Source organism: Comamonas endophytica, from assembly GCF_023634805.2.
In the GTDB taxonomy this organism is placed as follows: domain Bacteria; phylum Pseudomonadota; class Gammaproteobacteria; order Burkholderiales; family Burkholderiaceae_C; genus Comamonas; species Comamonas endophytica.
Genome location: NZ_CP106881.1, coordinates 1,535,631 through 1,555,272 on the forward strand (window position 1 = coordinate 1,535,631; position 19,642 = coordinate 1,555,272).

18 protein-coding genes and 2 pseudogenes are annotated in these 19,642 nt (G+C 67.9%); 6 read left to right on the top strand and 14 right to left on the bottom strand.

Annotation, left to right across the window (positions count from 1 at the left end; genetic code table 11):
• Positions 1–92: 92 nt before the first annotated feature.
• Together M9799_RS20645 and M9799_RS06885 are read right to left on the bottom strand one after the other, a co-directional pair.
• Positions 93–353, bottom strand: a pseudogene (locus tag M9799_RS20645) (ChbG/HpnK family deacetylase); the annotation flags it as partial.
• Between the two features lie 299 nt (positions 354–652).
• Positions 653–1,603, bottom strand: coding sequence for an AEC family transporter (locus M9799_RS06885; RefSeq protein WP_231043255.1), 951 nt, complete (start codon positions 1,601–1,603; stop codon positions 653–655).
• A gap of 197 nt (positions 1,604–1,800) precedes the next feature.
• On the opposite strand from M9799_RS06885, the gene M9799_RS06890 reads away from it, so the two are divergent.
• The 4 genes from M9799_RS06890 to M9799_RS06905 all read left to right on the top strand — a co-directional run bounded on the left by M9799_RS06890 (position 1,801) and on the right by M9799_RS06905 (position 6,054).
• On the top strand, positions 1,801–3,864 hold the full coding sequence (locus M9799_RS06890; protein ID WP_231043158.1) for an ATP-dependent helicase: 2,064 nt from the start codon (positions 1,801–1,803) through the stop codon (positions 3,862–3,864).
• Between the two features lie 11 nt (positions 3,865–3,875).
• Positions 3,876–4,322 (top strand): hypothetical protein, encoded by a 447-nt coding sequence (locus M9799_RS06895; RefSeq protein WP_231043157.1) that lies wholly within the window; start codon positions 3,876–3,878, stop codon positions 4,320–4,322.
• Complete coding sequence (locus tag M9799_RS06900; protein ID WP_231043156.1) at positions 4,319–5,497, top strand: phospholipase A; 1,179 nt, start codon at positions 4,319–4,321, stop codon at positions 5,495–5,497. Before M9799_RS06895 ends, M9799_RS06900 begins: the two co-directional genes overlap by 4 nt.
• Before the next feature lie 164 nt (positions 5,498–5,661).
• On the top strand, positions 5,662–6,054 hold the full coding sequence (locus M9799_RS06905) for a hypothetical protein (protein ID WP_231043155.1): 393 nt from the start codon (positions 5,662–5,664) through the stop codon (positions 6,052–6,054).
• Between the two features lie 185 nt (positions 6,055–6,239).
• Here M9799_RS06905 and M9799_RS06910 read toward each other — a convergent pair whose 3' ends face one another.
• A complete protein-coding gene (locus M9799_RS06910) occupies positions 6,240–6,737 on the bottom strand; it encodes a universal stress protein (protein WP_231043154.1) in 498 nt (165 codons plus the stop codon).
• Positions 6,738–6,833: 96 nt separating this feature from the next.
• On the opposite strand from M9799_RS06910, the gene tgt reads away from it, so the two are divergent.
• Together tgt and M9799_RS06920 are read left to right on the top strand one after the other, a co-directional pair.
• Positions 6,834–8,006, top strand: a complete 1,173-nt coding sequence (gene tgt / locus M9799_RS06915) for a tRNA guanosine(34) transglycosylase Tgt (protein ID WP_231043153.1) — start codon at positions 6,834–6,836, stop codon at positions 8,004–8,006.
• 117 nt (positions 8,007–8,123) lie between these two features.
• Positions 8,124–9,572: a sensor domain-containing diguanylate cyclase gene (locus M9799_RS06920; RefSeq protein ID WP_231043152.1), complete on the top strand. Its 1,449-nt coding sequence runs from the start codon at positions 8,124–8,126 to the stop codon at positions 9,570–9,572.
• Positions 9,573–9,596: 24 nt separating this feature from the next.
• On the opposite strand, the gene M9799_RS06925 is transcribed toward M9799_RS06920, so the two are convergent.
• The 11 genes and pseudogenes from M9799_RS06925 to M9799_RS06975 form a co-directional block, all read right to left on the bottom strand.
• On the bottom strand, positions 9,597–10,517 hold the full coding sequence (locus tag M9799_RS06925) for an allantoinase PuuE (RefSeq protein ID WP_231043151.1): 921 nt from the start codon (positions 10,515–10,517) through the stop codon (positions 9,597–9,599).
• 32 nt (positions 10,518–10,549) lie between these two features.
• The gene (locus M9799_RS06930; protein ID WP_231043150.1) at positions 10,550–11,026 is read right to left on the bottom strand and encodes an ureidoglycolate lyase; all 477 of its coding nucleotides are present in this window, start codon (positions 11,024–11,026) and stop codon (positions 10,550–10,552) included.
• Positions 11,027–11,029: 3 nt separating this feature from the next.
• Positions 11,030–11,854 carry an ABC transporter permease gene (locus M9799_RS06935; RefSeq protein WP_231043149.1) on the bottom strand — a complete coding sequence of 275 codons (825 nt, stop codon included), beginning with the start codon at positions 11,852–11,854 and terminating at the stop codon, positions 11,030–11,032.
• Positions 11,847–12,698, bottom strand: coding sequence for an ABC transporter permease (locus M9799_RS06940; RefSeq protein WP_231043148.1), 852 nt, complete (start codon positions 12,696–12,698; stop codon positions 11,847–11,849). Before M9799_RS06940 ends, M9799_RS06935 begins: the two co-directional genes overlap by 8 nt.
• Complete coding sequence (locus M9799_RS06945; RefSeq protein WP_231043147.1) at positions 12,698–13,720, bottom strand: extracellular solute-binding protein; 1,023 nt, start codon at positions 13,718–13,720, stop codon at positions 12,698–12,700. The genes M9799_RS06940 and M9799_RS06945 overlap by 1 nt, the downstream gene beginning before the upstream one ends.
• A gap of 17 nt (positions 13,721–13,737) precedes the next feature.
• Positions 13,738–14,811, bottom strand: a complete 1,074-nt coding sequence (locus M9799_RS06950) for an ABC transporter ATP-binding protein (protein ID WP_231043146.1) — start codon at positions 14,809–14,811, stop codon at positions 13,738–13,740.
• 188 nt (positions 14,812–14,999) lie between these two features.
• Positions 15,000–16,082 (bottom strand): zinc ribbon domain-containing protein, encoded by a 1,083-nt coding sequence (locus tag M9799_RS06955; RefSeq protein WP_231043145.1) that lies wholly within the window; start codon positions 16,080–16,082, stop codon positions 15,000–15,002.
• A gap of 43 nt (positions 16,083–16,125) precedes the next feature.
• A pseudogene (locus tag M9799_RS06960) lies at positions 16,126–17,421 on the bottom strand (MFS transporter); the annotation flags it as partial.
• Between the two features lie 41 nt (positions 17,422–17,462).
• Positions 17,463–18,209, bottom strand: coding sequence for a PhaM family polyhydroxyalkanoate granule multifunctional regulatory protein (locus M9799_RS06965; protein WP_231043144.1), 747 nt, complete (start codon positions 18,207–18,209; stop codon positions 17,463–17,465).
• A 150-nt stretch (positions 18,210–18,359) separates the two neighbouring features.
• Positions 18,360–18,860 carry a copper chaperone PCu(A)C gene (locus tag M9799_RS06970; protein ID WP_231043143.1) on the bottom strand — a complete coding sequence of 167 codons (501 nt, stop codon included), beginning with the start codon at positions 18,858–18,860 and terminating at the stop codon, positions 18,360–18,362.
• Between the two features lie 114 nt (positions 18,861–18,974).
• Positions 18,975–19,358: a DUF2946 family protein gene (locus M9799_RS06975; RefSeq protein ID WP_231043142.1), complete on the bottom strand. Its 384-nt coding sequence runs from the start codon at positions 19,356–19,358 to the stop codon at positions 18,975–18,977.
• Positions 19,359–19,642: the final 284 nt, after the last annotated feature.

Consider the following 19,642-nt stretch of genomic DNA (forward strand, 5'->3'; position numbering starts at 1 on the left):
GGCCGCTGGCGCCCGATCGCATCGCCGGGCAGCTCCCGGACGGCCGGCTGGCGCATCAGCAGGCCGCCGTCGCCCAGCTGCGCCAGCCACTGCGCCATCCACGCGCCAGAGGCGGCTGCGTCCGGCGCATTGAAAGCGTAGACAACGCCAGAACCGCGGTTCACGCGGACCCCGGCACCGCCCAGGCGGCGCGTGGCCGTCCAGCCGCCCAGCAGCGCGATCGCCCCCGCCTTGGGGCCGCGCCACAGGCCGTGCGCCGGCGCGGTCGAGCGCACCCATGGCATCTCCTGCGCTGCGTAGCGTTGCCGCAGCGCGGCCAGCAGCGCTTCCCGCACGCCAGGCAGCTGGTGCACATGCTGGTGGCCGTCGATGAAATCCGGCGCCGTGCCCCAGCGCAGCGGCTGCGACCAGGCATAGCTCTAGAGCATGTCGTGGCAGGGGTCGAGATTGCCGGCGGACAGGGTGACCATGGCCTTGCAGGCCAGGCACCGGGCAGCAGCAAGAACGCCATGTGGCGCGGCGTCAAAGCCGATGGAGCAGAAAAGGACATAGGCACCGTACGCAAAAAGCCCAATTGCGTCTGGGTTAACTGTTCATCCTCCCCGCGTTCCCAATGCAACCTGCCCCTGCTTCAGGATGCAGGCTGTACCCGCTAGCCGCCCGCCAGCACCGCCACCGCCCCGGAAAACGTCAGGAAGGCCAGCGCCGTGCTGACCAGGATGATGCGCGCCACGCGCCCGCCGTGGGCGCCGAAGCGCTCGGTCAGCATCGCGACATTGCTGGCGCTGGGCAATGCGGCGACCAGCACCAGCACCACCAGCGCCGATTCGGGCAGCGGAGCACCGAGCGCAATGGCCACGCGGCCCGCGAGCCAGACCAGCAGCGGGTGCGCCAGCAGCTTGGCCAGCGCCAGCGGCACGTAGTCGCGCGGCGGCACCCGCTCGCCCGCGATCATCTGCGAGCGCGCCAGCACCGCGCCGATGGTGAACAGCGCCACCGGCGAGGCGGCATCGGCCAGCATGGCGATGGTCCGCTCGGCGGGCGCGGGGAGCTGCCATTGCGCCCACGAGGCCAGCGCCCCCAGCGCGATGGCCCAGGGCATGGGGTTGGCGGCCATGCCCTTGAGCGCGTTGCGCAGCGCCACGCCCGCGCCGCCGGGCATGCCCAGGCGCGACAGGCCGATGCACAGGGAGCTGATGAGCACCATGTCGATGGCGATGCACAGGATCGCCGGGCCCGCGGCATGCGCGCCCAGCAGCGCCACCAGCAGCGGCACGCCCATGAAGCCGGTGTTGGGAAAGACCGTGACCAGCGCGCCAAAGGCTGCGTCGTTCCAGCCCAGGCGCCGGCGCGTGAGCACGACCACTGCGGCGACCAGCACCAGCCCGGCGGCCAGATAGGCGCCGGCCGCAGCCGGGTCCAGCAGCTGCGCGATGGGCGTGCGCGCGCCGAAGCGGTAGAGCATGCAGGGCAGCGCGAAATACAGCACGAAGCTGTTGAGCCCGCCGATGGCCGACAGCGGCAGGATGCCGCGCCGCGTGGCAACAAAGCCACAGAGCACCAGCGCAAAGAAGGGGGAAGTGACCAGCAGGACGGACAGCACGGCGACGAAAGACAGGACAGGCACAGTGGCGCGCATGCCAAAGGCACGCGGTTGGCACGGAGCATACGCCCTGGCTTCGTCCAGTGCCATGGTGCAGTGCAACAACAGCTGCTGCGCGGGGCCGGTATCATGCTGGGTGGTCCGGGCGGCGCACGCCGCTCCCGGCTTTTTCCTCCTCTCCTGCCATTTTCCTGTCCATGTCCGCCGGTCTCAACCTTGCCCAGCTTCAAGCGGTCCATTACACCGAAGGCCCGTGCCTGGTGCTCGCGGGCGCCGGGTCGGGCAAGACGCGCGTCATCACGCACAAGATCGGCCGGCTGATCGAGACCGGGCTGCATCCGAAGCGCATTGCCGCCATCACCTTCACCAACAAGGCCGCCGCCGAGATGCGCGAGCGCGCCAAGGGGCTGATCGGACGCGCCGCCAAGGACGTGCTGATCTGCACCTTCCACGCGCTGGGCGTGAAGATGGTGCGCGAGGACGGCCAGGTGCTGGGCCTCAAGCCGCAGTTCAGCATCCTCGACGCCGACGACGTGGTCAACATCCTCAAGGACGCGGCCGGCGGCACCACGGACGTGGCCACCGCGCGCCAGTGGCAGTGGACCATCAGCAAGTGGAAGAACATGGGGCTCGACAGCCGCAGCGCGCTGGCCATGGCCCAGGACGACAGCGAGCGCAGCATCGCGCTGCTGATGGCGCGCTACGAGGAGCGCCTCACGGCCTACCAGAGCGTGGACTTCGACGACCTGATCGGCATGCCGCTGCGGCTGCTGCGCGACCACCCCGCGGTGCGCGAGAAGTGGCAGAGCCAGCTCGGCCACGTGCTGGTCGACGAATACCAGGACACCAACGCCACGCAGTACGAGCTGCTCAAGCTGCTGATCGGCGCGCGCGGCCACATCACCGCCGTGGGCGACGACGACCAGTCGATCTACGGCTGGCGCGGCGCGACGCTCGACAACCTGAAGAAGCTGCCGCTCGATTACCCGCAGCTCAAGGTCATCAAGCTCGAGCAGAACTACCGCTCGACCAGCGCCATCCTGCGCGCGGCGAACAACGTGATCCAGCCCAACCCCAAGCTGTTTCCCAAGACGCTGTTCTCCGAGCTGGGCGAGGGCGAGCCGGTGCGCGTGGTCGATGCCGACTCCGAGGAGCACGAGGCCGAGCGCGCGGTGGCGCGCATCCAGGGCCTGCGCGCGGCCAGCAACCCGCCGCCGGCGTGGAAGGACTTCGCCATCCTGTACCGCGCCAACCACCAGGCCAAGCCCTTCGAGAAGGCGCTGCGCAAGGCCAATATTCCCTACAAGGTCTCGGGCGGGACCAGCTTCTTCGACCGCGCCGAGATCAAGGACCTCTGCGCCTGGTTCCGGCTGTGGATCAACAACGACGACGACCCGGCTTTCCTGCGCGCGATCACCTCGCCCAGGCGCGGCATCGGCCACACCACGCTGGGCAAGCTCGGCGAGTTCTCCACGCAGCACAAGCTCAGCATGTTCGGCGCGCTGTTCAGCCACATGCTGCCCGCCGTGCTGCCGGCCAAGGCGCACGACAGCGTCATGGAGTTCGGCCGCTACGTGAACGACCTCGAATACCGCGCGCGCCACACGCTGGGCGCCGAGGATTCGCGTGCCTTCCTGGCCGACTGGCTCAAGGAGATCGACTACGAGAAGCACATCTACGACAGCGAGGACAGCGAGACCGTCGCCGCCGCGCGCTGGAGCAATGTGCTGGAATTCTGCGACTGGATGGCGCAGCGCGCCGGCGGGCAGGTCGACGACAGCAGCGGCAGCGTCATCACCAGCGAGAAGAAAAGCCTGCTGGAAGTCTCGCAGACCATTGCCCTGCTCTCCACCATCAGCGAGCGTGAGAAGGAGCAGGACATGGTGGTCCTGTCGACGCTGCATGCCTCCAAGGGGCTGGAGTGGCCGCATGTGATGCTGGTCGGCGTGACCGAGGGCATGCTGCCCTTCAAGCTCGACGACGACAACGGCCGCCAGGAAAAGGTCACCGACGAGACCGCGCAGCGGCTGCAGGAAGAGCGCCGCCTGATGTACGTGGGCATCACGCGCGCCCAACGCAGCCTGGCGGTGAGCTGGACCAAGCGGCGCAAGAAGGGCCGCGAGATGGTGGCCGCGATGCCCAGCCGCTTCATCAAGGAGATGGGGCTGGACCAGGCGACGATGCGCGAGGACCCGCGCGAGAAGCTGCGCCAGCTGCGCGCCGAATTCGCGCGCAAGGCCGCGCAGGCCCCCGTTACCTGATTTCCAGCGACATGCATTCCTCTCCCCCTTCGTTGCTGCGCCATGCCGCGGCCTCCGTCCTGCTGTGCCTGGGCGCCAGCGCCCTGGCACAGACGGCCCCCTGCGTCGATGCCACCGAGGCCAGCCACGAGACGCTGCTGGGCCATTGGGAGGCGCAGTTCCGCGCGCCCGATGACTCGCCCTCCGGCACGGCGCATCTCGAGCTCATCCCCCACCCCGAGCTGGCGGCGAGCGTGCGCGGCCGGCTGCAGCGCGCGGGCGTCGAAGCGCTGCTGGCCGGCGACGTCGACCAGGGCGATTTCACGCTCGAAGAATCCATCAACGGCACCAACATCAGCGCGACCTGGATCGGTCAGGTCGTACCCGACAGCTGCGGCAAGGAAATACGCGGAACATGGACTCAGGAAAATCCTCCCCTCTCCCTTTCTTTCGTCCTGCGCAAGCAGGCCGGGCAATGAGCGCGCGGCACGCGCCCACGCTGGTCGCCGCCGCGGCCTGGGGCCTGATGGCGCTGCCGGCGCTGGCCCAGGGCAACGCCGCACCCGTCGGCAGCACGCCCGCCGATGCCTGGCGCCTGTGCACGGCGGCCACCGATGGCGCCGAGCGCCTGGCCTGTTTCGATGCCTGGGCCGACAAGCAGCCCTGGCAGTCGCCGGCCGCCAGCGCCCGGTCCGAGCCGGCCGGCACGGTGCTGCCCGCGCCCGCGCCGATCGTCGCCACCTCGGCCGCGCCGCTCACGGCCGACCCGATGCCGGCCGACCCCGTGGTGCGCGGCTGCAATGACGCCAAGTACAGCGCCATGACGCGCTTCTGGGAGCTGACCGAGGGCACCGACTGCGGCACCTTCACCGTGCGCGGCTACCGGCCGATGTCGATCTCGGTGGTGGCCGGCAACCGCGTCAACCGGCTGCCGTCCTCGCCCGCGCCCGACCACCAGAGCACCACCGCCACCGACTACCGCAGCACCGAGACCCGGCTCAACATCTCGGTGCGCACCAAGCTGGCCACGGGCCTGCTGGCGCACGCGCCCGAGCGCAAGGACTCGCTGTGGTTCGGCTACACCCAGCAGTCGTACTGGCAGGTGTTCAGCCCGGGCCTGTCGCGCCCCTTCCGCACCACCGACCACGAGCCCGAGGTGATGTACGTCTACCCGCTGTCGCTGGCGCTGCCCGGCGGCTGGAACTGGGCCTACGCGGGCGCGGGCCTGGTGCACCAGTCCAACGGCCAGAGCCTGCCGCTGTCGCGCAGCTGGAATCGCTGGTACCTGATGAGCGGCATCGAGAAGGGCAACGACTTCGCCCTCACCGGCCGCATCTGGAAGCGCGTCAGCGAAGGCGCGCTGAGCGACGACAACCCCGACATCAGCAACCTCCTCGGCCGCGCCGAGCTCACCGGCACCTGGAACCCCAACCGCCTGCACACGCTCAGCGCCACGGTGCGCAGCTCGCTGGGATCGGCGCCGCGCGGCTCGCTGCGCCTGGAGTGGCTGCGCACGCTGGGCGAGGGCATTGGCGGCGGCCGCAGCAACCTGCGCCTGCATACCCAGCTGTTCTCGGGCTATGGCGATAGCCTGATCGACTACAACCGCAAGCGCACGGTGTTCAGCGTCGGCTTCAGTCTCCTGGACTTCTGATGGCGGCTTTGCCGTGGGCAGCCACGGTAAAGGCCGGTTACAGAGCTTGTGGGCAGTACAAGTACCATGGGGAGCCCCGGGGACGAACAGCCCGGCTTTCACACCGCTTACTGGCCCTTGCCAGGCCCTCCAGGCCGCGCAGAATGGTGCCTGAAGGAGGACCGATGGAACTGCAGTACCAGCTCAAGGCCGGCCACTACTATCTCTACGACATGCGCGATGCGCCCAGCGCCGTCACGGGCGAGCGGCGCTTTCGGCTGCGCACAGAAACCGTGGCCATTGCCTTCGACCTGCACACCGGCGAGGTGCACCAGCACGGCACGCCCACGCGCATCCTGTCCTGGGCGCTGACGGCGCGCCGGCGCCTGCGCGCGGCGGGGGCGTGGGACTCGGCGGACGACATCGTGGTGGTGTCGGGGCCGCTGCCGGTGGAGGAGATCAACAACTGCCTGCGCATACGGGGGTATTGCAGGAGGATGTTCCAGCGGCTTTCGAGTCTTCCGCATGGAAAGTGGCAGGCGGCAAAGCCGGGATCTGACAAGGGACAGCGGGCTTGAAGGCCAGCCGTTTCCCTGTTTTTAGGACAGGCCGTCCATCCTTCGATCCTTCGACAAGCTCAGGCTCAGGACGAACGGATTTGAACCGTTCGTGGTGAGCTTGTCGAACCATGGACGGCCTGGCGACAAGAATCTCGCCGGGCGCAAGCTTTAGGCACGGCACAAGCGGCCTGACCAGCCCCTCCTCACCGCAACGGCGGAACCCCCGCATCCACTTCCGCCTCCACCTCCGCGATATCCTCCAGATCCTCTGGATCCGGATGCTTCACGATGGTCACCGGCACCGGGCTCAGGCGTGCCACCTCGCGCGAGACCGAACCGACCAGCGCGCGGCGCACGCCGCCCTGGCCCAGGGCGCCGATGATGATCATGTCGCAACCATTGCGCTCGGCCAGCGCGACCAGCGTGGCGGCGGTCTCTCCCAGGCCGATGTCGGTTTCATAGGGCACGCCCGCCGCCTCGGCCAGCGCCACGGCCGGCTCCATCAGGTGCCGGCCCGCGGCGACGCTGGCGCGCGCGATCAGGTCCGGGTCCTGGGTCGCGAGTTCATAGAGCGTGGCTTCCTGTTGCGCATGGGCCAGCACCAGGCTGGCCTGCAGTCCCTGGCGCACCAGCTGCACGCCATGGCGCACCGCGTCCAGGGAGGGTTCCGATCCATCCACCGCAATCATGATTCTGAGCATCCAGGTCTCCGGAAATTGACGATGGCCCAGTGTGCCAGACGGCAGCCTTCCCCCCATGAAGGACGACCTCGCAAGCACTCTGGGACAATGGCGCCCATGCTGCAGTTCGAAACCCTTCAAACCGACCCCTCCAGCCACGCGCGCCGTGGCAAGCTCACGCTCAACCACGGCGTGGTGCAGACCCCGATCTTCATGCCCGTGGGCACCTATGGCACCGTCAAGGGCGTCATGCCGCGCAGCCTCGAGGAAATGGGCGCGCAGATCATCCTGGGCAACACCTTCCACCTGTGGATGCGCCCCGGCCTGGACATCATGCAGAGCTTCGGCGGCCTGCATGGCTTCGAGAAGTGGAACAAGCCGATCCTGACCGACTCCGGCGGCTTCCAGGTCTGGAGCCTGGGCGCGATGCGCAAGATCACCGAGGAAGGCGTGCACTTCGCCTCGCCCGTGAACGGCGACAAGCTGTTCATGTCGCCCGAGGTGAGCATGCAGATCCAGACCACGCTCAACTCCGACATCGTGATGCAGCTCGACGAGTGCACGCCCTATGAGACCAAGGGCCACCTCACGACGCAGGCCGAGGCGCGCAAGTCGATGGAGATGAGCCGGCGCTGGGCCCAGCGCTCGAAGGACGAGTTCGCGCGGCTGGAGAATCCGAACGCGCTGTTCGGCATCGTGCAGGGCGGCATGTTCGAGAACCTGCGCCAGGAATCGCTGGAGGCGCTGGTCGAGATGGACTTTCCGGGCTATGCCATCGGCGGCGTCAGCGTGGGCGAGCCCAAGGAACTGATGCTGCAGATCATGGCGCACACGCCGCACCGACTGCCGGCGCACAAGCCGCGCTACCTGATGGGCGTGGGCACGCCCGAGGACCTGGTGCAGGGCGTGGCCGACGGCGTGGACATGTTCGACTGCGTCATGCCCACGCGCAATGCGCGCAACGGCACCATCTTCACGCGCTTTGGCGACCTGAAGCTGCGCAATGCGCGCCACAAGAGCGACCACCAGCCCATCGACACGACCTGCACCTGCCACGCCTGCGCCGGCAGCTCGGGCGTGAGCTGGGAGCAGGGCGGCCGGGACGGCTTCTCGCGCGCCTACCTGCACCATCTGGACCGCTGCGGCGAAATGCTGGGGCCCATGCTGACCACCATCCACAACCTGCACTATTACCTGAACCTGATGCAGGAAGTGCGCGATGCGCTCGATAGCGGCACTTTCGCCGCATTCCGCGCGCAGTTCAGGGCAGATCGCGCCCGCGGCATCTAAGTCAGGAGGGTCGGCGCCGCGCCCCGCGCCGGGGCGGGCTGCCCTCCGACAAAACATGACACACGCTGTCAACGGGGCCCGCTATATTGGCTGGGACCTTGGTTCCGTGCCTCTTCCATGTCTCGAATCGCCTCCGCTTCGTCCCCGCGCAAAACGCTGCTTCTCGCATCTTCCCTGGGCCTGGGACTCTGTCTGTTCCTGGCCTGCCTGATCGGAATACTGAGCCGCCCCGAAGGTTTCCTGGCCGCGCTCTGGCCGGCCAATGCGCTGCTGCTGGGCCTGCTGCTGCGCTGGCCGGCGCTGGCGCGCGCCAGCAGCTGGCTGCTTGCCGCGGTGGCCATGGTGCTGGCCGACCTGGTCATGGGCAGCAGCCTGCTGAGCACCCTGTGGCTGTCGGCCGCCAACCTGTGCGGCGTGGCCTGCGGCTGGTGGTTCCTGCGGCGCCTGGACGCGCCGCTGCTGCAGCTGCGGCGCCAGCTTTCGGCGCCGTACCTGCTGACCGGCTGCATCCTGGCCGCGGCGGGCGCGGCGCTGGCCGGCGCGGGCACCGGCCCCTACCTGTTCGGCGTCGGCTGGACCGAGAGCGCGCTGATGTGGTTCAGCAACGAGCTGATGAACCACATGCTGATCGTGCCCGTGCTCCTGAGCATCCCGCGGGGCGCACTGCCCCGCTGGCGCCCCCGGTTCGCGCCGCGCGCCGCGCTGCTGCGGCTGCTGCCGCTGCTGTGCCTGATCGCCACCGAAACCACTGCCATCGCGCTGGGCGGGCCGGGCGCGCTGGCCTTCAGCGTGCCCTCGCTGCTGTGGTGCGCGCTGGCCTATGGCGTGTTCACCACGACGCTGCTGGGCCTGCTGGTGTGCAGCTGGAAGATCTTCAGCATTTCACTGGGCGTCATGGATTTCACGCCCAACGACCTGGAGCAGGCGCTGTCGCTGCGCCTGGGCCTGGCCCTGCTGTCGCTCGGGCCGCTGGCCGTGGCCTGCACGCAGGCGGCGCGCAGCGAGCTGCTGGACCGGCTCAACCGCGCCGCCAGCCATGATTCGCTGACCGATGTGCTGATGCGCGGCGCCTTCATGGCCCACGGTCAGCGCCTGCTCGAGCGCCTGCAGCATGAAAACCGTCCCTCGGCCGTGCTGATGCTGGATCTCGACCATTTCAAGCGCGTCAACGACCTGCATGGCCACGCTGCGGGCGACGCGCTGCTGCGCGCCTTTGCCAAGACCGTGGGCCGGGTGCTGCGCCCCCTGGACCTGCTGGGCCGCGTGGGCGGCGAGGAATTCGCGGTACTGCTGCCCGGCGTGCGCGCCGCGGCCGCCGAGCAGGTGGCCGCGCGCATCTGCGCCGCGGTGCGCGCGCAGCGCCTGGCGCTGCCGCAGGGCACGGTGCTGGAGGTGACGGTGAGCATCGGCCTGGCCTGCAGCGACGGCAAGCAGCAAACCCTCGATGCCCTGCTGCAGCGCGCCGACGCGGCGCTCTACCAGGTCAAGGCCGCGGGCCGCGATGCCTGGCAGCGCTGCCGCGCCAGCGAGCTGCGCCCGGCGCTGGCGCCGGCGATGCACGCCTGAGGGCCCACCCGCCCGGGGCGTCCCTCACAGCGCGGAGTCCGGGACGAACGGGTGCTTTTGCATCCAGTGCCGCGCGATGTCCAGCCGGCGCGTGATCCAGACATCGGGAAACTGCTGCACATAGTCGAGGAACTTGCGCAGCCCCACGGCACGCGCGGGGTGGCCCACCAGGCGCATGTGCAGGCCCACCGACATCATCTTCGGCTGGGTCGCGCCCTCGGCATACAGCATGTCGAAGGCGTCGCGCAGGAAGCTGAACCACTCGTCGGAGGTGCCGGTCCAGCCCGCGTACTTGCCGTCGTTGTTGGTCAGCGAGTAGGGAATCACCAGGTGCGGCTTGCCCTCCACCAGCTGCCACAGCGGCAGCTCGTCGCCGTAGTAGTCGCTGTCGTAGAGAAAGCCGCCCTCCTCGGCGATCAACCGGCGCGTGTTGACGCTCGGGCCGTAGCGGCAGTACCAGCCCAGCGGGCGCTCGCCCATGGTCGCCTGCAGCGAGGCGATGGCGCGGCGGATGTGCTCGCGCTCCTCCTCCTCGCTCAGCTCGAAATGCTTGATCCAGCGCCAGCCATGGCAGCAGATGTCGTAGCCGTTGTCGCGGATCTTGGCCACGGCCAGCGGGTTGCGCTCGAGCGCCAGCGCGCAGCCGAACACCGTCATCGGCAGGCCGCGCTCCTCGAACAGCCGCACCAGGCGCCAGAAGCCGACGCGGCTGCCGTATTCGAACATGCCTTCGGCGGCCAGGTCGCGGCCGTTGCCCATCTGGTTGAGGCCGTGCGCCTCGGACAGGCCGGTCTCGCTGAAATTCTCGCCATCGTCGAAGGAGGGCTCGGAGCCTTCCTCGTAGTTCATCACGAAGTTCAGCGCCAGCCGCGCGCCGCCGGGCCATTGTGGGTCGGGCGGCTGGTTGCCGTAGCCAATGAAGTCGCGCTGTGGTTGCCAGGTCATGGAATGCCGATCAAGAGTGGAACAAAGCAAGGCTAGGAAGCGACGACTTCGAATGCGGGAATGTCGACGAACTCCTCGTCGCCGGCGTCGTGCGCCTTCCACATCCAGACCGCGAAGCGCGCCGGGCCTTCCAGCAGCGTCAGGCTGTAGTGCCAGGTATCGGGGTGGTAGGTGATGGACTGTCCGCCGTGGACGATGAAGGCCTCGGCGCGCGCGCCATCGGGCCCGCCCCGGGCATCGGGCGGCGCCACGATCACCAGGTAGCTGCAGGGGTCCAGCGGCATGAAGGTCTGCGAGGAGAACTCGTGGCGCTCCATGAAGGTGACTGCCAGCGGCAGCGCCTGGATCTGCTCGACGCAGCTCACCGACAGGTCGGGCTGTGCGTGTTCACGCAGGTTGGCCAGCGCCGGCGGCAGCACCGCCTTGCCCGCGGCGGATGGAATCTCGAGCACCGCGCCATAGGGCGCGAAGGCGTCCGCCGTCAGTGGCTTCGTTGCCAGTTGTCTCATGCATCACCCCTGAATACGTTTGGTCAGACCCACCGCGCGCTCCATGACCAGCATCAGCAGCAGCACGCAGACAATCAGCACGCCCGAGACCGCCGCCACGCGCACGTCCAGCGTCGATTCCATCATTCCCCACATGCGGATCGGCAGCATGTCGGTCTCGGCATCGGCCAGGAACAGCGAGACGGGCACGTTGTCCATCGAGGCCATGGTCGCCATGAAGGCGCCGGCGGCAATGCCCGGAGCGATCAGCGGCAGCGTGATGCGGCGAAAGCCATACCACTGCGAGGCGCCCAGGATCGCCGAGGATTCCAGCAGCCCGCGGTCGAGCTGCAGCAGGCTCGAAGTCGTCGTGCGCAGCACGAAGGGCACGATCATCACCAGGTGGCCGGCGACGATCAGCGTCAGCGAGGGCTCGAGCCCCAGCAGCGAGAAGAACATCAGCGCGGACAGGCCGAAGGAGATGCCCGGCAGCACCAGCGGCGACAGGAAGAAGGCCAGCAGCCCGCGGCTCCAGCGCGCCGAAGGCTGCGCCTGCAGCCCCAGCGCGGCGCAGGTGCCCAGCAGCACCGCCGTGCCCGCCGCCACCAGCGCCACGCTGACGCTGTGCCCGGCCGCGGCATGGATGGGCGCCGAGCGCTGGGCATCGAACAGCTGCTGGTACCAGCGCAGCGACAGGCCCTTGGGCGGGAAGGACAGCGTCTGGCTGTCCGTGAGCGAGGACAGCAGCACGATCGCCACCGGCCCGACCAGGATCAGCAGCGCCAGCGCCGCGATGCCGCCGATCGCCAGCTGGTAGGAGACGTCCATCTTGTTGTCGCGCCTAGACATGCAGATACCTCATGCTCTTGCGTCCCATCAGGTTGATGACATACAGGCAGGCCAGCACCGTGCACAGCAGCACGATGGAGATCACCGCCGCCATGGGCCAGTGGTAGACCACCGAGGTCTGCTGCCAGATCAGCAGCGGCAGGTACACCAGCCGATTGCCGCCGATCACCGACTGCGAGATGAAGGCCGTGGTCGAGCTGGCGAAGACCAGCGTGCAGCCGGCGATCAGCCCCGGCAGGCTCAGCGGCAGGATGACCTTGAACAGCGTGCGCCAGCGCGAGGCGCCCAGGATGCTGGAGGCGTCGAACAGGTTGCGGTCGAGCCGTGACAGCGCCGCGATCAGCGGCAGCAGCAGCATCGGCAGCTCGATCTGCGTCAGCGAGATGACCAGCCCGAGCTCGGTCTGCAGCAGCCGCAGCGGCGCCGCCGTCAGGCCCAGCGCCAGCAGCGTCTGGTTCACCACGCCCTCGTGGGAGAGGATGACGATCCAGGCGAAGGTGCGCACCACCACCGACAGCAGCAGCGGCATGATGATGATGAACAGCAGGATGCGCTGGCCGCGCTCGCCCAGCGACAGGTAGGTCAACGCCAGCGGATAGCCCAGCAGCACCGCGGCCACCACCGTCGTCGCGCCCAGCCGCAGCGTATCGAGCGTGGCCTGCCAGTAGAACCCGTCCTGCACGAACTTCTTCCAGGTCAGCAGGCCCCACTGCTCCAGCTCGGGATCGTTGTGCAGGCTGACCCCGAGCAGCAGCACCAGCGGCGCGGCGAAAAGCAGCATGAAGGTCAGGAACAGGGGCAGCACCAGCGCCCCCTCGCCCGCGCGCATGGCGAGCCCGCGCATCAGCGCGCCACTTCGCGGTTGAAGCGCTCGATCCAGCCGGCGCGCAGCGGATTGATCTTGGTCCAGTCGTGCTGCACCATGTTCTTCATCTCGTCCAGCGAGCGCAGCGGCAGCCCGGCATTGGCCAGGCTGACCTCGCTGTTGACCGGCGCCATGAAGTAGGGGCTGGCCATCAGCTGCTGCTGCATCGGCGTGCTGATCGCGGTATCGATGAACTTGTAGGCGTTGTCGACGTTCTTGCTGCCCTTGGCGATGTGGAAGGTCGTGAAGAAGGCGATCAGGCCGCTGCTGGGGACCGCCATCTCGATGTCCACGCCCTTGGCCTTGAGCGTGCCCACGGTCTGCGTGTTGGTGTACATGATGTCGCACTGGCCCTGCTGGAACAGGCTCGGCATCGACGCCGAATTGCCGATCACCGCGACCTTGGGCAGCACCTTCTTGAGCTCGGTGAAGAAAGGCTCGACATCGGTTTCGGAGCCGCCGAAGGCCTTGGCGATCTCGATGATCGATACCGTGCCGAAAGTGGTCTGGAAGCCGGTCAGCCCCAGGCGCGAGACATAGGGCTCGGCAAACAGCTCCTTCCAGCTGGTCGGCGGCTTGGGGAATTTCTTCGGGTTGTAGGCAATGCCGACGAACTGCCCGGCCACGTTGACGCCATGCGCGTCGATCATGCCGGGCGGCAGCTTCGAGGCGTTCTTCAGGCGCGAGGCATCGAATTTCTCGAACAGGCCGGATTCGATGGCCGTGACGCGCGGGCCCGGGTCGAGGATGAAGGTATCGAAGGGCGCGCGGCCGCGCGCCGCGCGCGCCTTGGCGATCTGGTCGACGGCCCACAGGCTCTGCATGCGCAGCTCCACGCCCGCATCCCTTTTCAGGGCCGGGGCGACGATGCTTCGATAGGCTTCCTCCCAGCTGCCTGGATAGATCGCCGTCGTCACGGTCCCGTCGTTGGCGAAGGCGCCGGGCGCCAGGCCGCAGGCCGCCGCGGCGCTGCCGAATTGAATGAAGTCGCGTCGATTCATGAGAACACTTCCTTTTTTCAGACCGCAAAAACCCGAGGACTGGCCGTATCGGACAACCCTATCCAGATATCTCCAGGCAAATCCGCATCCAGCGCCGAGCGTTTATGGATGGATTTGACGCTGAGGCTTTCACCCATTTGAATCTGATGCACCGCATTCCCGCCAAGCGGAGTGCTCAAAATCCTGCGGGCGGGAATGAAACCAGGGCGCTGGCTCGAAGCGATTTCAAGCTGCTCGGGCCGGATGGTCAGGATCACCGATTTACCCGCAGGGAAACCTTCTCCAGTCCAGGGCACCGCCAGCTCCTTGCCATCGGCGATGCGCAATTGCATGAAACCGCTGCCGCTGGAAATCACATTCGCCTGTATCTGATTGCAATTGCCGACGAACTGATTGACGAAAAGGGTTTTGGGGCGGTCGTAGATATTCACCGCGGTATCGAGCTGCTCGAGTTTCCCCTGGTTCATCACCGCCACCTTGTCGGCGACCGTCATGGCCTCTTCCTGGTCGTGGGTCACGAGAATCGCCGTGATGCCCAGCTGCCTTTGCAGCCGCTTGATCTCCAGCTGCATGTCCAGGCGCAGGTTCTTGTCGAGCGCGCTGAAGGGCTCGTCCAGCAGCAGCACCTGGGGCCGCGTGGCAATGGCGCGCGCCAGCGCCACGCGCTGCTGCTGCCCGCCCGAGAGCTGGCGCGGGTAGCGGTCGCGCGCATGCGGCAGCTGCACGATCTCCAGGCACTCCATGGCGCGCTTCATGACCAGGCTGGGGGATTCCTTGCGCGCCTGCAGCCCATAGGCGACGTTCTCGATGACCGTCATATGGGGAAACAGCGCGTAGTTCTGGAATACCAGGCCGATATTGCGCGCATTTGGCTGCAGGTCGTCGACCGTGCGCCCGTCGATGCGAATGGCGCCTGCCGTCTGCCTGGCAAAACCCGCGACGATGCGCAGCAACGAAGTCTTGCCGCAGCCCGAGGGGCCGAGCAAGGCCAATATCTCGCCTGGATTGATGGAAATGCTGACGTCGTCGAGTGCGGTGAAATTCCCGAAACGCTGGGTGATCGACTCTATATCCAGGGAACTCGATTTCATCTTGCAGCGCACCTTGAAATGGCAACACCACAGTCATAGCGATAATCGTGCCAGCTTCAGCACGTCGAATGAACAAGGCTTTGGCAATATGCAATCGCCAGAATGAAGACTGATTTGCACCCCTATGGAATGCATTGCACGCCTTGGGTGCCGCAATGCACCAGTTGCGGCCGCGGGCGGCGCGCCCCTCAGTTCAAGGGGTCGGGCGCCGCAACGCTTGCCACCGCCGGCCGCGCGTCGCCCGCCGGCGTGCCGCAGGCGTGGCAAAAGCGCGAGAAGGTGCTCTTGCGCGTATTGCAGGCGCCGCAATGGTCGAACAGGCCGATGCCGCAATGCGGGCAGAAATCGATGCCCGGGTCCTTGAGGTCCACGACCCGCTCGCAGCCCGGGCACACGCCCTTGCCCAGACGCGACAGCGCGGTGTCATAGCTCAGCTCGATGCGGCGCTCGGCATCAGGCATGGCTTCCTTGAGCTTTTGCCGCTCCAGATAGCGGTTGTAGGCCTGTATGGCCGCGCGCCCCAGCACCATGGTGAGCACGATGCCGACGATATAGCGCACATAGCCACCGTAACTGGGCAGATAGGGCACGAGCTCGACGAAGAAAGCAAACAGCGCGAAGAAAATGAAGCCCCAGACGAAAGGCCACCAGCTGCTGTGGCGCTTCCTTGCGAACAGCCAGCCCGCCACCAGCAGCAGCGGCAGCGTCAATGCCAGGCGGTAGAGAAACACGCGCAGCTCCTGCGCACGCTGCGCGGCCCGCCATTGCTCGCTTGCGCCCTCTTCCAGCTGGTGCCGGGTCTGCAGGGCGCGCTCGACGGCCTGTTGCGCATCGAGTTGCTGCTGCTGCTGCGCTTCCACGGCAACGCCTGCGCGGCGCTCGGCCTGCTTGAGCTGGTCCAGCGCGCGGGTGCGCGTCAGCAGCTCGGTGTCCTGGTCGGCGCGCTGCGTGGCGCTGCGCGTGGCGACCCAGTTGTCGAAGGCTTCGCGCGCCCCGGCATAGGCTTTCTGCGCCGCGCGATAGCGCAGCTCGGCCTGCTCCAGCGCGCTGGACGCCTGGGCGTGCAGCCGCTCGGCGGTCTCCTGCTCCAGCCGCACCTGGTCGGCGCGCCCGGGCGGCATGAAGTCCTCGATGCGCTGGGGCTCCTCCACCTGCGGCAGGTCGCCCACCACCAGGCCGCCCAGCCCCACGAGGAACGAGGCAAACACCAGCGCCACCAGCCACAGGCCGCGGCGGAACCATTTCTCGGGCAGACGCAGGGCTTTGCTCATGGAACCTCCTCGATGGATCTCAGGTACGCGCTGGCCGCAGCAGCGCCGCGCAGCGCGACAGGTATTCGGGCACCAGCAGGAACACCGCCATGGACACCAGCAGATTGGCGCCGGCCGTGAACAGGAACAGCTGCGGAATGCCGAAGCCCGCGGACAGCAGCGCGCCGGCGATCAGGCTGCTGGCAATCATGAACAGCGCATTCAGTATATTGTTCGCGGCAATGATGCGCGCGCGGTGCGTGGGCTGGCTGCGCAGCTGCACCAGCGCATACATGGGCACGCTGTAGATGCCCGCCGACGCCGACAGCAGCAGCAGGTCGGCCACCACGCGCCAGTGCGCGGGCCGCGAGAGGAAGGCCGAGATATCCATCAGCGCGTCCGGCGGCAGGCTGCGCGAGGCCAGGTACAGGTCGGCGGCAAACAGGCTCATGCCCAGGGCGCCCAGCGGCACCAGGCCGACCTCGACCTGCCCGCGGCTCAGGCGCTCGCACAGCAGCGCGCCCGCGCCCACCCCCACCGAGAACACCACCAGCAGCAGCGACGCCACGCGCTCGTCGCCATGCAGCACCTCGCGCGCAAAGGCCGGGAACTGGCTCAGGAACACGGCGCCGAAGAACCACATCCAGCTGATGCCCAGCAGCGAGCGGAACACCACCGGCTGCGCATAGGCAAGCCGCAGGTTGCGCCAGGTCTCGCTGAACAGGTTCCAGTTGATGCGCAGCCCGGGGTCGGTGGCCGGGCCCGCGGGAATGAACTGCGCCGACAGCCGCCCGAGCAGCGCCAGCAGCAGGCCGGCCGCGGCCACCTGCGCATGGCCGACCTCGGGCGTGGCCACCAGCAGGCCGCCGGCCACATTGCCCAGCAGGATGGCGACGAAGGTGCCCATCTCCACCATGCCGTTGCCGCCCGTGAGCTCGCGCGGCGACAGCACCTGGGGCAGGTAGGCGAACTTCGCCGGGCCGAACAGCGTGGAATGCGTCCCCATCAGGAAGATGCAGGCCAGCAGCAGCGCCACGTTCTGCGTGAGCATGCCCCAGGCCACCAGCGCCATGATGCCGATCTCGAGGTTCTTGGTCAGCACGAAGATGCGCCGCTTGTCCCATTTGTCGGCGAGCTGGCCCGAGGTGGCGGAAAACAGCAGGTACGGCAGGATGAACAGCGCGCCGATCACCAGCCCGGCATGGGAGGGCGGCAGCCACGACACGCCGAGCTGGTAGGTCACCAGGACGGTGAACGCGAACTTGAACAGGTTGTCGTTGGCCGCACCCGCGAACTGGGTCCAGAAGAAGGGGCCGAAGCGGCGTTGGCGCAGCAGCGCGTACTGGTTGGGGCGGTCCATGCCGGCATCCTAGAAGAGGTTGAGCCGGCATTGTGCCGCGCTCAGGAGGCGCGGCGCGGGGTTTTGCGTGCAGCCTTGGCGGCGGGCGTGGCGGGTTCGGCCTTGGGTGGCGTGGTCGGGGTGGGTTCAGGCTCTGATGCGGGAGCCGGCGCGGACGCGGACGCAGAAGCCTTGGCCAGATCGGCCGCGGACTGCATGGCATTGCGCGTGAATTCAGTGGCCATCTGGGCGCCCGCTTCCATGGCTTTCTGGTTCGCAGGCTCCTGCATGGCCTGGGTTGCGATCTGCTGGAACTGCTGGGTCAAGGCGCCCCACCATTGCAGGGGATCGACGGCGCCATTGGCGGCGGTAGCCTCGGCTGCCGAAGCGGACGCAGGAGGCGCAGTGGCGGGTGCAGGAGGTGGCGCGGAAGGCGATGGTGCGGAGGCAGGAGCCGATGCTGCACCCGCCTCGGGCATCTTGAAAGCCGAAGCCTTGGCCCATTCGCTGATGCCGCCCTGCATGCTCTGCAGCGCCGCCAGGGTCATCTTCTGCACCTCGAGCGCCTGGATGGTGGCCGTCAGCGCCCGGCCGTTCTGCTCGAGCCAGAACTGCACCGCGCGCAGCTCCTGGATGCGCTTGTCGATGTCCTCGACGCTCATGGTGGGCGCCACCCAGGTCGGCGGCGTTCCGGCGCCGGCCCCTGCCGCGGCACCGGCCGCCGCGCCCTGCGACAGGCTCTGCAGGAAGTCGAAGCCGGGAATGAATTTGCCAAAGCCAAAAGGATCGGTACTGCCGGTGTTGCTCATTGCCTACCTCTTTGGAAAATGGAGGACATCAGGCAGCACCCCGGAAGACCGCAAGCGCGCCACTGCAGGCTACTGTACCAGCGGCTGGCGTACCAGCGGCTGGCGTACCCGCGGCTGCCGCCAGCAGCCCGGTGACACGCCCTTTGGCTCTCAGTGCGCGTGGCCGTGCCCGTGGGCCGCGGCCGGGCTTGCCCCTGCCGGCGCCGAGGTTGCCACCGGCAGCCGCAGATGCAGGCGCGACAGCTCGCCCTTGGCATCCCTGAACTCCAGCGTGACCGGCACCTCGCTGCCATTGATCAACGGCGCCTTGAGCTGCTGCAGCATCAAGTGGTGGCCGCCCGACTTGAGCTCGACGGTCTTGCCCGCGGGCAGCGCCAGCGCGTCGATGGGGCGCATGCGCATCACGTCGCCTTCCATCTTCATTTCATGCAGTTCGGCGACTTCGGCAGCGGGCGAGCGCACGCCCACCAGGGTCATGGCCTCCTTGGCCTTCAGGCGCATGAATCCGCCCGTGCCCTGCTGGCCGGGCACGGTGGCGCGCACCCAGGCGCCCTCGACTTCGACATGCGCGGCCTCGGGGTGGGCAATGGCGTTGCCGGCCGTCAGGGCGGCGGCAACGAGAAAGGGGGAAATCCAGCGGTTGTGTTTCATGGGAATGCTCCTGTCCCGCAAGGGGAACTCTGTGTGATGGTCTGTGCGGGCGGCATCGGCGCCGTCCGTTATCGATATACAGGCCGCTGCCGTTGAGGCAGGACCCCTGGGTCATCACACAGCAGGAGGTCCGCGCGCGGGCGGCGGACAGGCCGAGGGCACGGGTATCCACGCCATGGCCTGCAGCCGCGCGGGCTGCGCAGCGCGCGGCCCGTCGGCGGGCACCGCCCCTGCGTCCTGCGGCGGCGCGGCCAGCTGCGGCAGGCACAGCGGACAGTCGAGACCATGCAGCGCATGCGCCAGGCTATCTGCATCAGGCCCGAGACGGTAGCTGCCATGGCCCGTTCCCGAGCAGACGGCTTCGAGTCCTCGCGCTTGCGCCCAGGGCGTGAACAGCCCCGCCGCCAGCACCAGCAGCCAGGCTGCCAGGCAGGCGCGCACCAGCGCTGCCTGCCGCGAGGGCAGCAGCGTGGGGGAGGAGGAGCGCAGCCAAGACATGGGCATATTGTAGGTAGGCAGGGATGGGAGCCGTCAGCGGTGGCAGTCGGCTTGGGCGGCGAACGATGTGGAGAGGATGACGGACGGAGGGCGGAAGTAGAAGCGGAGAATTATTTCGAGGACTGGCCGTCCATCCTTCGACAGGCTCAGGACAAACGGTTTCGGAACCGTTCGCCCTGAGCCTGTCGAAGGGTGAATGGCCCCAACGACCTATTCAACAGAGCCTTTCCGAAGTGCGCGGATTCATACTGGTGGATAGGCCGCCTATTTTTTGCCTCACGCAA

Bases quoted from the DNA above. Each gene is read 5' to 3' on its own strand.
- M9799_RS06890 (WP_231043158.1), top strand. From the start codon at position 1,801: ATGTCCGCCGGTCTCAACCTTGCCCAGCTTCAAGCGGTCCATTACACC.
- M9799_RS06895 (WP_231043157.1), top strand. From the start codon at position 3,876: ATGCATTCCTCTCCCCCTTCGTTGCTGCGCCATGCCGCGGCCTCCGTC.
- M9799_RS06900 (WP_231043156.1), top strand. From the start codon at position 4,319: ATGAGCGCGCGGCACGCGCCCACGCTGGTCGCCGCCGCGGCCTGGGGC.
- M9799_RS06905 (WP_231043155.1), top strand. From the start codon at position 5,662: ATGGAACTGCAGTACCAGCTCAAGGCCGGCCACTACTATCTCTACGAC.
- M9799_RS06910 (WP_231043154.1), bottom strand. From the start codon at position 6,737: ATGCTCAGAATCATGATTGCGGTGGATGGATCGGAACCCTCCCTGGAC.
- tgt (WP_231043153.1), top strand. From the start codon at position 6,834: ATGCTGCAGTTCGAAACCCTTCAAACCGACCCCTCCAGCCACGCGCGC.
- M9799_RS06920 (WP_231043152.1), top strand. From the start codon at position 8,124: ATGTCTCGAATCGCCTCCGCTTCGTCCCCGCGCAAAACGCTGCTTCTC.
- M9799_RS06925 (WP_231043151.1), bottom strand. From the start codon at position 10,517: ATGACCTGGCAACCACAGCGCGACTTCATTGGCTACGGCAACCAGCCG.
- M9799_RS06930 (WP_231043150.1), bottom strand. From the start codon at position 11,026: ATGAGACAACTGGCAACGAAGCCACTGACGGCGGACGCCTTCGCGCCC.
- M9799_RS06935 (WP_231043149.1), bottom strand. From the start codon at position 11,854: ATGTCTAGGCGCGACAACAAGATGGACGTCTCCTACCAGCTGGCGATC.
- M9799_RS06940 (WP_231043148.1), bottom strand. From the start codon at position 12,698: ATGCGCGGGCTCGCCATGCGCGCGGGCGAGGGGGCGCTGGTGCTGCCC.
- M9799_RS06945 (WP_231043147.1), bottom strand. From the start codon at position 13,720: ATGAATCGACGCGACTTCATTCAATTCGGCAGCGCCGCGGCGGCCTGC.
- M9799_RS06950 (WP_231043146.1), bottom strand. From the start codon at position 14,811: ATGAAATCGAGTTCCCTGGATATAGAGTCGATCACCCAGCGTTTCGGG.
- M9799_RS06955 (WP_231043145.1), bottom strand. From the start codon at position 16,082: ATGAGCAAAGCCCTGCGTCTGCCCGAGAAATGGTTCCGCCGCGGCCTG.
- M9799_RS06965 (WP_231043144.1), bottom strand. From the start codon at position 18,209: ATGAGCAACACCGGCAGTACCGATCCTTTTGGCTTTGGCAAATTCATT.
- M9799_RS06970 (WP_231043143.1), bottom strand. From the start codon at position 18,860: ATGAAACACAACCGCTGGATTTCCCCCTTTCTCGTTGCCGCCGCCCTG.
- M9799_RS06975 (WP_231043142.1), bottom strand. From the start codon at position 19,358: ATGTCTTGGCTGCGCTCCTCCTCCCCCACGCTGCTGCCCTCGCGGCAG.